The sequence below is a fragment of the Bradyrhizobium sp. LB8.2 genome (genome assembly GCF_040548035.1).
Classification (GTDB): domain Bacteria; phylum Pseudomonadota; class Alphaproteobacteria; order Rhizobiales; family Xanthobacteraceae; genus Bradyrhizobium.
The window spans coordinates 69,347-82,971 of sequence record NZ_JBEPQV010000020.1 but is presented as its reverse complement, the minus strand read 5'-3'; the positions used below and the strand labels follow the sequence as shown (position 1 = coordinate 82,971).

Genomic DNA, 13,625 nt, shown 5'->3' with positions numbered 1-13,625 from the left:
CAAGACTCCTGGGCCCCGGCTCTGCAGCGCACCGCTGAAGAAGCGCTGCGCTGCGTCCGGGGCACGAACTCCAGAATCTTACGTATTAAACCGGAAATGCATCACGTCGCCGTCGGCGACGACGTATTCCTTGCCTTCGAGGCGCAGCTTGCCGGCATCGCGGGCACCGGCCTCACCGTTGAGCGCGACATAGTCCTCATACGCAATGGTCTCGGCGCGGATAAAACCCTTCTCGAAGTCGGTGTGGATCACACCGGCCGCACCCGGCGCCTTGGTGCCGCGATAGATGGTCCAGGCGCGCGCTTCCTTCGGGCCCACCGTGAAATAGGTGATGAGGTCGAGCAGCGTATAGCCGGCGCGGATCAGGCGATCGAGGCCGGCCTCTTCGAGACCCAGCGTCTCCAGGAAGTCGGCGCGTTCGTCACGTGAAATGGTGGCGACCTCGGATTCGATTTTTGCCGAGATGACGACGGCAATGGCGCCTTCCTTGGCAGCCTGCTCCTGCACCGCCTTCGAGAACGAATTGCCGGTCGCGGCCGAGCCTTCCTCGACGTTGCAAACGTAGAGCACAGGCTTGGACGACAGCAGGCCGAGCATCCCGAAAGCGCGCTCCTCCTCCGCCTTGCGCTCGACGAGACGCGCGGGCTTGCCCTCGCGCAGCAGCACCAGCGTGCGATTGACGAGGTCGAGTTGCTCCTTGGCGTCCTTGTCGTTGCCCTTGGCCTTCTTGGAGAGGTTGTCGACGCGCTTCTCGAGGCTGTCGAGATCGGCGAGCATCAGCTCGGTCTCGATGGTCTCGATGTCGGCGAGCGGGGCGATCTTGCCTTCGACATGGGTGATGTCGGAGTCTTCAAAGCAGCGCACGACATGCGCGACGGCGTCGACCTCGCGGATGGTGGCCAGGAATTGATTGCCGAGGCCTTCACCCTTGGACGCGCCGCGCACGAGGCCGGCGATGTCGACGAAGGTCAGCCGGGTCGGGATGATCTGCGCCGATTTGGCTATCGCCGACAGCTTGTCGAGCCGCGGATCCGGCACCGCGACCTCGCCGACATTCGGCTCGATCGTGCAGAACGGATAGTTCGCCGCCTGCGCCGCGGCCGTCTCGGTCAGCGCATTGAACAAGGTCGATTTGCCGACATTGGGCAATCCGACGATCCCGCATTTAAATCCCACGAGCGTTATTCCTTGCCGTTGTCGTCCTTGGTCAAAAATCCCTTCGCCTGCATGGCGAGATGCACCCTGTTGGCGAAGGTCGCGTCCGTGCCTTTGGCAACCAGTGCCGCGTGCTCGGCCACCGCGTCGCAGAGCGTCGCCACCCAGTCGTTGTCGGCCTTGGCGAAGTCCGACAGCACGTGGCCGTGCACCAGTTCCTTGACGCCGGGATGACCGATGCCGAGCCGCACCCGGCGGTACTCGTTGCCGATATGCGCCGAGATCGAGCGCAGGCCGTTGTGGCCGGCGATGCCGCCGCCGACCTTCACCCGCACCTTGCCCGGCGGCAGTTCGAGCTCGTCATGGAATACGGTGACGTCGCCCGGTGCGATCTTGAAGAAGCTTGCCGCTTCCTGAACGCTGCGGCCGGAATCGTTCATGTAAGTCGCCGGCTTGAGCAGGATCACGCGCTCAGTATCGAGCGTGCCTTCCGAGGTCTCGCCTTGAAACCTGCGGCGCCATGGCGCGAAACCGTGACGCCGCGCGATCTCGTCGACGGCCATGAAGCCGACATTGTGCCGGTTACGTGCGAATTTCGGGCCGGGATTGCCGAGCCCAACAAAGAGTCGCATGACGCGGCGCGCCCCTCGCTCGGCGCGCGATCAGAGACCGCGCGCCGGCTTTGAGAGATTACTTCTTCTTGTCGCCGCCGGCGGGAGCCTTGGCAGCGGGAGCTTTGGCAGCCGCTGCCGGAGCAGCACCCGCAGCAGGAGCGGCAGCACCGGCCGCCGGAGCAGCAGCACCCGCAGCCGGAGCAGCGGCCGCAGCCTTCTGCTCTTCGGCGTAGCCGGACGGCGGCACGATGGTCACAAGGGTCGCTTCCTCCGAGGTCAGCGCCTTCACACCGGCCGGCAGTTTGATGTCGGAGAGATGCAGCGAGTGGCCGATTTCGAGCGAACCGACATCAACCTCGATGAACTGCGGGATGTTCTCCACACCGCACTCGAGCTCGATCGCATGCGCAACGATGTTCACGGCGCCGCCGCGCTTCACGCCGGGCGAACCTTCAGCCTTCACCACGTGCAAGGGAACGCTGATGCGGATGGTGGCGCCTTCGCCGAGCCGCATGAAGTCGACGTGGATCGGGAAGTCCTTGACCGGATCGAGGTGGTAGTCGCGCGGAATCACGCGGTGCTTGTTGCCTTCGAGGTCGATGTCGACCAGCGTGGTCAGGAACCGGCCGGCAAGAATGCGCGTGCGCAGTTCGCGATCTTCGATCGAGATCGTCAGCGGGGGCTGGTTGTTGCCATAGATCACTCCGGGCACTCTCCCGGCGCGACGCTCAGCCCGGGCGGCCCCCTTGCCGCTCTTCGGACGTGCGGTCGCCTTCAATTCCTTGACGGTCGCCATAACGTTAAGTCCTTGTTTTTGCAAAAGTTAATGGGCCGCAAGGCGGCCCATGGCATGCGCCGCAGCAAGCCTCCAGGGGTGCGGGGGCCGCGGACGTGGCGGGCTTTTACCCGGAAGATGCGGAAATGACAAGGAGAATGGGCCGCCGGTGAGGACCGGCTAGCCCGGATGGAGCGGCGAAACCCGGGAACTTCATGCCGCGGTTCGTTCCCGGTTGGCGCCTTAGCCGCCGAGCTTGGCTTCCAGCGCCACGATGCGGGCCTTCAGGGCCTCGTTCTCCTCGCGGGCGAGCCGGGCCATATCCTTGACCGCCTCGAACTCCTCGCGCTTGACCAGGTCCATGTCGCGCAGGAATTTTTCGGCCTGGGTGCGCAACACGGTGTCGACCTCGCGCTTGACACCCTGGGCGGCACCGGCGGCATCGTTCATCAGCCGGCCGATCTCGTCGAAAAACCGGTTGTTGGTCTGGGTCATGTCGGTCTCCTGGCGGCCTTCGATAAACTCTGCGCGAACGCGCCGGGAGACAATGGCAATCCGTTTGGCCCGGTTCAAGGGCCGATCGGCGGTATCCTTGTCATGCCCCGGTTTCCTTGCAATCGTATTCAACGTCCCTGCATAAGAAGAATCACAAAGGCGCTCGAGATGATCGACCAGCAGATCGCGATCCCCACCAAGGACGGTCACACCGCAACCTTCATCAGCCATCCCGAACGCGGCGGGCCGTTTCCGGTCATCCTGTTCTACATGGACGCGCCGGCGATCCGCGAAGAGCTGCGCGACATGGCGCGCCGGCTCGCGACATCGGGCTATTACGTGATGCTGCCGAACCTCTATTACCGCTCCGGCGTGATGGAGCTCGGCGCGCTGCCGGCCGATCCGAACGCGCCGGAGCGCAAGCGCATGTTCGCGCTGATGGGATCGCTCACGATCCCCATGATCATGGACGACACGCGCGCGCTGTTGACCTATGCCGAGGGCCAGGCGGCCGCTAACACCAAGCTGATCGGCACCGTCGGCTACTGCATGAGCGGCCGCTACGCCGTCAACGCCGCCACGCATTTCCCCGATCGCGTCAAGGCCGCCGCCTCGGTCTACGGCACGCAGCTCGCAACCGACCAGGACGACAGCCCGCATCTCGCGGCAGCCAAGACCAAAGCCGAGCTGTACTTCGCCTGCGCCGAGACCGACATCTACGCGCCTGCCGAGATCATCGAGAAGGTGAAGCAGGGCATGAGCGGCGCCAAAGCCGAGGTCGAGATCTATCCGGGCACCCATCACGGCTTCGCCTTCCCCAAGCGTCCGGTCTATGACCGCGACGCCGCCGAGCGGCATTGGGAGCGTCTGCTGGCGCTCTATCGCCGCAATCTCGTGTAGAACGGGATGGATCGATCTATCCGCGAGCTCGGTACACCTCTCCCGCTTGCGGGGGAGGTCGGCGCGAAGCGCCGGGTGGGGGTTCTCTCCACACGGAGATTATCTCGAACGCGGAAACACCCTCACCCCAACCCTCTCCCGCAAGCGGGAGAGGGGGCGCAGCTCCAACGGGGCCGCTGCTTGCCCTTCACTCTGTAGAAGCAAGGCGCGATGCCCTTTCTGCTCATCGACTTTCCATCGTTCAGTCCGATCGCGGTCGAGATCGGACCGTTCGCGATCCGCTGGTACGCGCTTGGCTATATCTGCGGGATCACCTTCGGTTGGCTCTATGCACGTGCACTGATCAAGAACGACAGGCTATGGGCCGGCACCTCGCCGATCAGCCTGCCGCAGATCGACGATTTCATCTTGTGGGTGACGCTCGGCATCATTCTCGGTGGCCGCACCGGTTATGTCCTGTTTTACAACCTGCCCTTCTTCGTCGAACATCCGGCTGCCATCTTCAAATTGTGGGAAGGCGGCATGGCCTTCCATGGCGGCTTCCTCGGATGCGTCGTGGCGGTGATGTGGTTCGCCTGGAAGAACGGCATCTCGATCCTGTCGCTCGGCGACATCACCTGCGGCGTTGCGCCGGTCGGGATTTTCCTGGTGCGGTTGACGAACTTCATCAATGGCGAGCTGTGGGGCCGCCCCGCCGACCCGAGCCTGCCCTGGGCCATGGTCTTTCCGACCGGTGGTGACGTGCCGCGCCATCCGAGCCAACTCTACGAAGCGGGCATGGAGGGTCTCCTGCTCTTCATCGTCCTCGCCGTGATGATCCGCCGCGGCGCCTTGAAGCGGCCCGGGCTCATTCTCGGCAGCTTCATCCTGATCTACGGCCTGACCCGGATCATCGGCGAGCATTTCCGCGAACCGGACGTCCAGCTCGGTTACCTCTGGGGCGGATTAACCATGGGCATGCTGTTGTCGATCCCGATGCTTATTGTCGGCGGCATACTTATCGTATTGGCTATCAGGCGCGGTGCGCCCGAGCCCGCAGGGGCTATTCGTTAATTCCTTTTGAGAAGATAGGCCGTGACCGACCAGCCGTTACTCAACGCGATCAAGGCGCTGATCAAATCCTCAGGCCCCATGCCGGTCTGGCGGTACATGGAACTGTGCCTGATGCACCCGCGCTATGGCTATTACGTTTCGCGCGATCCCCTGGGACGAGAAGGCGACTTCACCACCGCGCCCGAGGTCAGCCAGATGTTCGGCGAGCTTTTGGGCCTGTGGACCGCCTCGGTGTGGAAGCAGATGGGCTCGCCGCAATTCCTGCGGCTGATCGAGCTCGGCCCCGGCCGCGGCACCATGATGGCGGATGCGCTGCGTGCGCTCCGCGTGCTGCCGCCGCTCTACCAGGCGCTTCACATCCACATGGTCGAGGTTAATCCCGTCCTGCGCGACCGGCAGAGTGCGACGCTGGCGGGCGTACGCAACATCGCCTGGCACGATAGCATCGACGACGTGCCTGAGGGACCGAGCATCATCCTCGCCAACGAATATTTCGACGTGCTGCCGATCCACCAGATGGTCCGTCACGAGAACGGCTGGCACGAGCGCGTGATCGAGGTCGACACCAACGGAAAACTTCAGTTCGGCGCGGCGGCCGAGCCGACGCCGCGCTTCGAGGTGCTGCTGCCGTCTCTGGTGCGCGCCGCGCCCGTCGGGGCCGTGTTCGAATGGCGGCCCGATGCGGAGATCATGAAGCTCGCCAGCCGCGTGCGCGACCAGGACGGCGCGGCGCTGATCATCGACTACGGCCATCTGCGCAGCGATGCCGGCGACACCTTCCAGGCGATCGCGCGCCACACCTTTACCGATCCCCTGAAGGCACCGGGCCAGGCCGACGTCACCGCCCATGTCGACTTCCAGGCGCTGGCGCGCGCGGCCGAGGATGTCGGCGCCCACGTGCACGGCCCGGTGACGCAGGGCGATTTCCTCAAGCGCGTCGGCATCGAGACCCGTGCCGCCGCGCTGATGCAGAAGGCGACGCCTGATGTCGCCACCGACATTTCGATCGCGCTCAAGCGCCTGACCGATACCGGGCGCAGCGGCATGGGCTCGATGTTCAAGGTGCTCGGCATCTCCGAGCCGCGTCTGACCGGCCTTGCGGGCTTGAGCGATCTCGAACAGGCCAGGGGCGCGTCATGACGCTTGGCTCGTCGCTGCTGTCGGCGGTGCCCGGCCTGCGCCACGCCTTCTTCACCCGCGAGGGCGGCGTTTCACGCGGCATCTATTCGGCGCTGAACGGCGGGCTCGGCTCCAACGACGATCAGGCCCTTGTCGCAGAGAACCGCCGCCGCATGGCCGAGCATGTCGGCGTCGCACCGGAACGCTTTCTCAGCCTGCACCAGATCCATTCGCCCGACGTGCGCGTCGCCGACACGCCGTGGCCCAGCGGGCCGCGGCCGAAGGGCGATGCGCTGGTGACGAAGGTGCCGGGCATCGCGCTTGGCGTCTCCACCGCCGATTGCGGACCGGTGCTGTTCGTCGATCCCAACGCGCGCGTGATCGGCGGCGCACATGCCGGCTGGAAGGGCGCCCTCACCGGCGTACTGGAGGCGACGATCTCGGCGATGGAAAAGCTCGGCGCCTCGCGCAGCGGCATCATCGCCGCGATCGGCCCGTTAATCCGCCAGGACAGCTACGAGGTCGGTAACGAGTTCGTGGCCCGCTTCATCGAGGCGGATGCGGACAACGCCATGCTCTTCATCCCGTCGGTGCGCGAAGGCCACGCGATGTTCGACCTAGCCGGCTTCATCCGGAAACGTCTGGAAGCCGCGGGCATCCTGATGATCGACGATCTCGGCCTCGATACCTACGCCGACGAGCGCTTCTTCAGCTATCGCCGCTCGGTGCATCGCAAGGAGCCGGATTACGGCCGCCACGTTCACGCGATCGTGCTCGAAGGGTAGGCGTCAGTCGCTGCACTTTTCAAACAACGGCGCTTGCTGCTGGGTGCGATCCCATTTCGTCGGCAGTTCGTCATATGTCTTGGCGGGCGGGGATGGCGGCGGCGGCGGCCGGACGTAAAAGCCTTCTTCGACGTCGAACTTCTTCTTGTCCTCGCGATGCGCGGAAAATGTTCGATACTTGTCGCCAACCTTCAACAGGACAATCTCCCAAGGCTCGCCAGGCTGACGCCACCACACCGCCGCGACGCTCGCCGGAGGATCCTGAACGGACACGAACTTGATCTTGTCGGCCGCGATGCGGGTCGCCGCGTAGATCGTGCTGATGAATGTCCGCACTTGGCCGGGCGAAAACGTCCCTATCACGTTCCTGATTGTCGGCGATCCCGAGGGCGGCACAATGTATGTCATCCGCGCGCCGCAGCCGTTGCTCGTGCAAGCCTGATTTGGATCGCGCTTGCAATCGACCGACCACGTCCCGACCAATCCGAAGGACTGAATGACCTCCGCAGCGCTCTCCTCTGCGGCCACCGGGCCTGCGACAAGGCACGCGATGATCAAGCCAAAAGCCGGGTCTCTCATCGACCGCTCCCCATGCACGCTGGCCTGATCGGTTAAGCCCTGTGTCCTGCCTGCCCTAGACGTTAAGCGATTTTAACGATATCGCAAGGCGCGATGAGGGAAGCGTCAACCCGCCTGCTCCAAACCGGGACAATCATGCGCGCCGCGATCGCCGCCGCATCGATTGCGGTTGCTTGCGTGCTTGGCGGCTGCGCCGGTGGCGGCGGTGCTGCGAACTCCTATGCGATGGCGCCGAGCGCCGGCTCCGGGGCGACGGTCGCGTTCGAATCGATCGACGGGCCGCCGCCGCAAGTGTTCGACCGCATGGTCGGCGTGCTCGACAGCGAATCCAAGCTGCGCAGCCTGTCCGTGGTCTCCCGCGAGGGGACGGCCGCCTACCGCGTGCGCAGCTACCTCTCCGCCCAGATTGTGCGCGGCAAAACCGTGATCGCCTGGGTCTGGGACGTCTACGACGCCAACCAGCAGCGCGCGCTGCGCCTTTCCGGCGAGGAACCCACGTCCGCCAAGGGCGGCCGCGATCCGTGGGGCGCCGCTGACGACCTCGTGCTGCGGAAGATCGCCCAGGCCGGATTCAGCGGACTTTCCAACATGATCAATGGCACACCGGATGCGCCGGGCTCGGCTCCCGGCTTGCGCGGGCCGGCCGTGGCGAGCGTGATCCCGGAGGCTCCGGCGGCCGGGATGCCGGCCTCGGCGCTCGGCTATGCCGAGCGATAACCCCCGCTAAACCACGGCCCCAACTTCAGGCCAAACCGTTGGCCGGACTCAGGATTTCGCAGGGAAAACGTAGCATCCCGGGTTGCCATTGCAGCCCTCCGCCTGATATTTCCTCGCCCGTCGTAACCGTGCTTCCAGTGGGTATTCTCTGATGTTGAACATCCTGTCCAACAAAGCGCGGGAGGAAGCGTCCATGTCGGCCAAGAACGGCTCCATCAAGCTCGTCGCCGGCAACTCCAATCCGGCTCTCGCCCAGGCCATCGCGCAAGGTCTCGACCTGCCGCTGACCAAGGCAGTGGTACGGCGCTTCGCCGACATGGAGATCTTCGTCGAGATCCAGGAGAACGTCCGCGGCTCGGATGCCTTCATCATCCAGTCGACCTCGTTCCCGGCCAACGACCATCTGATGGAATTGCTGATCATCACCGACGCACTGCGCCGCTCCTCGGCGCGCCGCATCACCGCGGTGCTGCCCTATTTCGGCTACGCCCGGCAGGATCGCAAATCAGGTTCGCGCACGCCGATCTCGGCAAAACTCGTCGCCAATCTGATCACGCAGGCCGGCGTCGACCGCGTCATGACGCTCGACCTGCATGCCGGCCAGATCCAGGGCTTCTTCGACATCCCGACCGACAATCTCTACGCGGCGCCGCTGATGGTGCGGGACATCAAGGACAAGTTCGACCTCTCCAAGACGATGGTGATCTCGCCCGACGTCGGCGGCGTGGCACGCGCCCGCGGCCTCGCCAAACGCATCAACACCCCGCTCGCGATCGTCGACAAGCGCCGCGAACGTGCCGGCGAATCCGAGGTCATGAACGTGATCGGCGACGTCGCCGGCTACACCTGCATCCTGATCGACGACATCGTGGACTCCGGCGGCACGCTGGTGAACGCAGCCGACGCGCTGATCGCCAAGGGCGCCAAGGACGTCTACGCCTACATCACCCACGGCGTGCTCTCCGGCGGCGCGGCCGCCCGCATCACGAACTCCAGGCTGAAGGAGCTCGTGATCACCGACTCGATCCTGCCGACGGATGCGGTGAGCAAGGCGCCGAACATCCGTACGCTGCCCATCGCCAGCCTGATCTCCGACGCGATCGCGCGCACCGCGGCGGAAGAGTCGGTGTCGAGCCTGTTCGACTGAATTAGTTTCGCGATGTCGCAGGGTGGGCAAAGGCGCAATGCGCCGTGCCCACCTTTTTCTTTGCGGCGCAATCGGTGAGCACGCTTCACTTTGCTCACCACATGGCCTCGGGCGCCGACGCGCCGCGGCACGCCTCGAAGACCTCGCGGGTTGTTGCCGGCCCCGCCCCATGACATCATCCGGATACCGAGTCATCTCTGCCCTCTGGATGCCTGATGCCACGCCGGAAATTCGCTTGGGAAAAGCTGTCGGATGACGAGTTGCTCAAGCAACGGCTCTCCAGCCTGAGGGTTACGGTCGAAGGCACCTGGCTCGATGATTGTGTCGGCGCGCTCCACGAGGAGCTCGAAGAGCGCGGCATCCGGCTGCGGCCGCACACCTGGATCTCGAGCGAATGGTTCAGCCCGGGAGGCGTCCCCGGCATCGCCATCCCCTTCTATCTCGCCCATCCCCGCCTGATGAAGCTCGAGAAGAAGATGATGTTCGACGTCGAGGGCGGAACCTGGCGCGAATGCATGGCCATCCTCCGTCACGAAGCGGGCCACGCCATACAGCACGGCTATCAGTTGCAACGCCGCCGGCGCTGGCAGCAATTGTTCGGCCCGTCGTCGAAACGCTATCCGCGCTATTACCGGCCCAATCCGGCGAGCAGGCGTTACGTCCAGCATCTGCGGCTGTGGTATGCGCAGAGCCATCCGGACGAGGATTTCGCCGAGACCTTTGCGGTGTGGCTGCGGCCGCGCTCGAACTGGCGGACGCGATATGCCGGCTGGCCGGCGCTGAAGAAGCTCGAATATATCGACGAGCTGATGGGCGAGATCGCGGGAAAGCGGCCGCCGGTCACGACGCGGGAGCGTGTCGATCCGCTGGGCCGGCTCAGCCAGACGCTCGAAGAGCACTACAAGAAGAAGCAGGCGTTCTACGCCTTCACGCCCCCGAAGACCTACGACCGCGATCTCTCCCGGCTGTTTTCAGCCGATCCACGGCATCACCGCTCAAAGCCGGCTTCGACCCTGATCAGGCGACACCGCGCCCAGATCAGGCAATTGGTCGCGCGATGGACGGGCGAGAACCAGCTCACGCTCGATGCCGTGCTTGACGACATGATCTTCCGCTGCCGCGAGCTCGATCTCCGCGCCGTCGGCCCCGAACAGAAGCTCGCTCTCGATTTCACCGTCCTCGTGACCGCCAAGACGATGCACGCGCTGTTTGGCCCGTCTCGGCGTAAATGGATCGCACTATGAGACGTCTCCGTATTCTCGTGCTGATGCATCCGGACTTCCTGCCCCCGGACTCCTCCGACGGATACTCCGCACAGGAGATCAATGCGTGGAAAACGGAATACGACGTGGTGAGCACCTTGCGCGCGGCCGGCCACGAGGTGCGGCCACTCGGCGCGCAGGAGGAAATCAAGCCGGTGCGCGTAGCGATCGAGGAGTTCAAGCCGCACGTGGTTTTCACGCTGCTGGAGGAATTCCACAACAACGTCGCCTTCGACCAGCACATCGCGAGCTATCTCGAGCTGATGAAGGTCCCTTATACCGGATGCAATCCGCGCGGCCTGATCCTGGCGCGCGGCAAGGATTTGTCCAAGACGCTGGTGCATCACCGCCGGATCGCCGCGCCGGCCTTTGCCGTCTTCCCGATGCGTCGCAAGGTGAAGCGCCCGACCCGTCTTGCGCTGCCGCTGATCGTCAAGAGCCTGAACATGGATGGCTCGTTCGGCATCTCGCAGGCATCGATCGTCGACACCGACGAGAAGCTGGCGGAGCGGGTTGCCTTCATCCACGAGCGGGTCGAATCCGCCGCCATCGCCGAGCAGTTCATCGAGGGGCGAGAGCTTTACGTCGGCGTGCTCGGCAACAATCGCTTACGCGTTCTGCCGGTCTGGGAGTTGAAATTCGGCAGCATGGGCGGCCGTTCGTCACGGCACATCGCCACGGAGAAGGCCAAGCACGACACCGACTATCAGGAGAAGGTCGGCATCGTCGACGGGCCTGCGAAGGATCTGGCGCCGGAAGTGACCGCCCGCATCCAGCGGGCCGCGAAACGCATCTACCGGGCGCTTGGCCTCGACGGCTACGCGCGCATCGATTTTCGTCTCGCCGCCGACGGCACGCCATATTTCATCGAAGCCAATCCCAATCCCGAGATCGCCAAGAGCCAGGAGTTCGCCACGGCGGCTCAACATGCCGGGCTGAAATATCCGGCTCTCCTGCAACGCATCCTGATGCTCGGAATAAGCCGCGCCAAGGCGGGGGTGTCGCTGGGGTGATGACGAACACGGCGGCAATCGCCCCTCATCCTTCGCGACGCGCTTCGCGCTCCTCGGGATGAGGGGTGCTGGTCATTGCGCTGCGCTACACAATTCCCGCCGCGACCTGGCCACGCAGACGCTCCAGACCGAGCAATGTCTCCGCACAGGCGGCCGCGACCTCGACGCCCTTGATCGCAAAATGCCTGCGGAAGAAATCGTAGTGCACCTCGGTCTCGTGGAATTGCTGCGGCGTCAGCACCGCGGAGAACACGGGCACCTCGGTACGCAGTTGCACATCCATCAGCGCCTTGATCACGGTGTCGGCGACGAACTCGTGGCGGTAGATGCCGCCGTCGACGACGAGGCCGGCCGCGACGATCGCGGTGTAGCGCCGTGTCTTGGCGAGGATCTGCGCATGCAGCGGGATCTCGAACGAGCCCGGCACCTCGAACACGTCGACATGATTGAGGTGACGCACTTCTGCCTCCCTCACGAAGGCGATGCGGGCCTCCTCGACCACGTCGCGGTGCCAGCAGGCCTGCACGAAGGCCACCCGCTGCGGCTTTGCGAAGCGCGGATGCTCCGTCGCGGGATCCTGTGGAACCGGCGGCGGCGTTTGGGTTGGTTGGGACGTTTCGGTTTGGGGATCTTGCAACATCTGATTCATGGCTTTCCTCAGTTAAGGACCAGAATCAGGGCACACGGAACGACAAACAGCCGCATCCTGCGATGCGTCTGCCACCGACCGTTCTCTTTCATCCGGACTTTAACCGTCGGCTTCGGAGTTGCACCGAATCTGCTGACCCTTCCCTGCGGCAAGAGACCTTGAGGAAGGCGCTCGCGGGCTTAGGCCTTTCGGCCCTTACCGCCGGTGGGGACTTTCACCCCGCCCTGAGAACATCGGCCGTCCGGAATGAACGGCCTGAGGGAAATATGACGCCGGCGAGCTGCCACAGCAAGTACGTTCCGCATGGGAAAATCGCATGGTCCCATGCCGCTTTGGCGACCCGGCCCTCGCAGGGCGGAATTAACGATCGGGCATTCCACGCGAATCCGATTCCGGTTTGTTCTCCTCCATCCCGGTTGGGACATCCCACGTTAATAATTGTGGCCGAGATGAGCTGTGGACGAACGAGTCATGGCTTGTGGACGGACTCGGCAGCCGGTTGCGCAGATTCCGCAAATCACATCAGTTGATCCGCGACAAGCCCGCGCTGATCCCGGGATCGCTACAGCGACTCCGAGGGGAACGCCTTAACGACGTTAAGGAAGCGCGCGCCGGACCAAGCGCGTGCGTATCAGAGACAACAAAAAGGCAAGAGGTCGAGACGGCATGTCCCTGCTCGAAGGCACTATCGATTCGAAAAACCATCCGCTCGCGGTGGTCGAGGATATCGCTGCCAGCAACAACTGGCCGTTTGAACGCTCCGGCGAAGACGAACTCACGATTGTCTCCAAGGGACAATGGACCGACTACCAGATCTCCTTCACCTGGATGGGCGAGATCGAGGCGCTGCATCTGGCCTGCGCGTTCGACATGAAGATTCCGGTTGCGCGGCGACCGGAGGTGCAGCGGCTCGTCGCCGCGGTCAACGAGCAGTTGTGGGTCGGGCACTTCGACCTGTGGAGCAACACCGGCATGATCATGCACCGGCAGGCCCTGGTGCTGCCGGGCGGGCTCGCCGCCTCCACCGCGCAATGCGAAGCCATGCTCGCCGGCGCCATCCACGCCTGCGAGCGCTATTTTCCGGCGTTCCAGTTCGTGGTGTGGGCGGGCAAGACCACGACGGAAGCCATGGACGCGGCAATGTTCGACACGGTGGGCGAGGCGTAGGGCGCCCCGCTCTCCAGCGTGTGAGGAAGGCATCGCTCCCTCCTGGCCGTCGTCCTGGACAAGCGACGATGGCGCGAAGCGCTGTCGTCGCGCCGATCCAGGACCCATACCGCGGGATCTCTCCGCATCTCGCGATGCTTGTTGCTCTGCCCTCCATCCACTAGAACCCCTCGGGGTAATGGGTCCTGGCTTTCG

15 protein-coding genes and 1 riboswitch are annotated in these 13,625 nt (G+C 64.3%); of the genes, 9 read left to right on the top strand and 6 right to left on the bottom strand.

Translation table 11 applies throughout. The features are described from left to right. Positions 1–78: 78 nt before the first annotated feature. The 4 genes from ychF to ABIB06_RS23350 form a co-directional block, all read right to left on the bottom strand. Positions 79–1,176 carry a redox-regulated ATPase YchF gene (gene ychF / locus ABIB06_RS23365; protein WP_247353018.1) on the bottom strand — a complete coding sequence of 366 codons (1,098 nt, stop codon included), beginning with the start codon at positions 1,174–1,176 and terminating at the stop codon, positions 79–81. 5 nt (positions 1,177–1,181) lie between these two features. Then, the gene (gene pth, locus ABIB06_RS23360) at positions 1,182–1,787 is read right to left on the bottom strand and encodes an aminoacyl-tRNA hydrolase (RefSeq protein ID WP_354052634.1); all 606 of its coding nucleotides are present in this window, start codon (positions 1,785–1,787) and stop codon (positions 1,182–1,184) included. A gap of 58 nt (positions 1,788–1,845) precedes the next feature. Continuing rightward, on the bottom strand, positions 1,846–2,565 hold the full coding sequence (locus tag ABIB06_RS23355) for a 50S ribosomal protein L25/general stress protein Ctc (protein WP_354052636.1): 720 nt from the start codon (positions 2,563–2,565) through the stop codon (positions 1,846–1,848). Between the two features lie 222 nt (positions 2,566–2,787). After that, on the bottom strand, positions 2,788–3,039 hold the full coding sequence (locus tag ABIB06_RS23350) for an accessory factor UbiK family protein (protein ID WP_247353013.1): 252 nt from the start codon (positions 3,037–3,039) through the stop codon (positions 2,788–2,790). A 168-nt stretch (positions 3,040–3,207) separates the two neighbouring features. Here ABIB06_RS23350 and ABIB06_RS23345 point away from each other — a divergent pair, with 168 nt between their 5' ends. The 4 genes from ABIB06_RS23345 (at position 3,208) to pgeF (ending at position 6,896) form a co-directional block, all read left to right on the top strand. Further along, complete coding sequence (locus ABIB06_RS23345; protein WP_027520357.1) at positions 3,208–3,939, top strand: dienelactone hydrolase family protein; 732 nt, start codon at positions 3,208–3,210, stop codon at positions 3,937–3,939. Positions 3,940–4,149: 210 nt separating this feature from the next. Continuing rightward, positions 4,150–4,992: a prolipoprotein diacylglyceryl transferase gene (lgt, locus tag ABIB06_RS23340; RefSeq protein WP_354052639.1), complete on the top strand. Its 843-nt coding sequence runs from the start codon at positions 4,150–4,152 to the stop codon at positions 4,990–4,992. 21 nt (positions 4,993–5,013) lie between these two features. Then, positions 5,014–6,132 (top strand): class I SAM-dependent methyltransferase, encoded by a 1,119-nt coding sequence (locus tag ABIB06_RS23335; protein WP_354052640.1) that lies wholly within the window; start codon positions 5,014–5,016, stop codon positions 6,130–6,132. Continuing rightward, positions 6,129–6,896 (top strand): peptidoglycan editing factor PgeF, encoded by a 768-nt coding sequence (pgeF, locus tag ABIB06_RS23330; protein ID WP_354052642.1) that lies wholly within the window; start codon positions 6,129–6,131, stop codon positions 6,894–6,896. Before ABIB06_RS23335 ends, pgeF begins: the two co-directional genes overlap by 4 nt. Before the next feature lie 3 nt (positions 6,897–6,899). Here pgeF and ABIB06_RS23325 read toward each other — a convergent pair whose 3' ends face one another. Beyond that, complete coding sequence (locus tag ABIB06_RS23325; RefSeq protein ID WP_354052644.1) at positions 6,900–7,475, bottom strand: hypothetical protein; 576 nt, start codon at positions 7,473–7,475, stop codon at positions 6,900–6,902. Between the two features lie 93 nt (positions 7,476–7,568). Between ABIB06_RS23325 and ABIB06_RS23320 the strand changes: the two genes are divergently transcribed. The 4 genes from ABIB06_RS23320 (at position 7,569) to ABIB06_RS23305 (ending at position 11,614) form a co-directional block, all read left to right on the top strand. Further along, positions 7,569–8,192, top strand: a complete 624-nt coding sequence (locus ABIB06_RS23320) for a hypothetical protein (protein ID WP_354052645.1) — start codon at positions 7,569–7,571, stop codon at positions 8,190–8,192. 193 nt (positions 8,193–8,385) lie between these two features. Continuing rightward, positions 8,386–9,339, top strand: a complete 954-nt coding sequence (locus ABIB06_RS23315) for a ribose-phosphate pyrophosphokinase (RefSeq protein ID WP_015688527.1) — start codon at positions 8,386–8,388, stop codon at positions 9,337–9,339. 215 nt (positions 9,340–9,554) lie between these two features. Next, complete coding sequence (locus ABIB06_RS23310) at positions 9,555–10,583, top strand: putative zinc-binding metallopeptidase (RefSeq protein WP_354052647.1); 1,029 nt, start codon at positions 9,555–9,557, stop codon at positions 10,581–10,583. Continuing rightward, positions 10,580–11,614 carry a D-alanine--D-alanine ligase family protein gene (locus tag ABIB06_RS23305; protein WP_247447850.1) on the top strand — a complete coding sequence of 345 codons (1,035 nt, stop codon included), beginning with the start codon at positions 10,580–10,582 and terminating at the stop codon, positions 11,612–11,614. The genes ABIB06_RS23310 and ABIB06_RS23305 overlap by 4 nt, the downstream gene beginning before the upstream one ends. 85 nt (positions 11,615–11,699) lie before the next feature. On the opposite strand, the gene ABIB06_RS23300 is transcribed toward ABIB06_RS23305, so the two are convergent. Beyond that, positions 11,700–12,263 carry a 6,7-dimethyl-8-ribityllumazine synthase gene (locus ABIB06_RS23300; RefSeq protein WP_354052649.1) on the bottom strand — a complete coding sequence of 188 codons (564 nt, stop codon included), beginning with the start codon at positions 12,261–12,263 and terminating at the stop codon, positions 11,700–11,702. A 76-nt stretch (positions 12,264–12,339) separates the two neighbouring features. Next, a riboswitch (FMN riboswitch) is annotated at positions 12,340–12,499 on the bottom strand. Positions 12,500–12,929: 430 nt separating this feature from the next. On the opposite strand from ABIB06_RS23300, the gene ABIB06_RS23295 reads away from it, so the two are divergent. Next, entirely contained in the window at positions 12,930–13,430 is a 501-nt protein-coding gene (locus ABIB06_RS23295; protein ID WP_354052651.1) for a type III secretion system chaperone family protein, read from the top strand. Positions 13,431–13,625 lie beyond the last annotated feature (195 nt).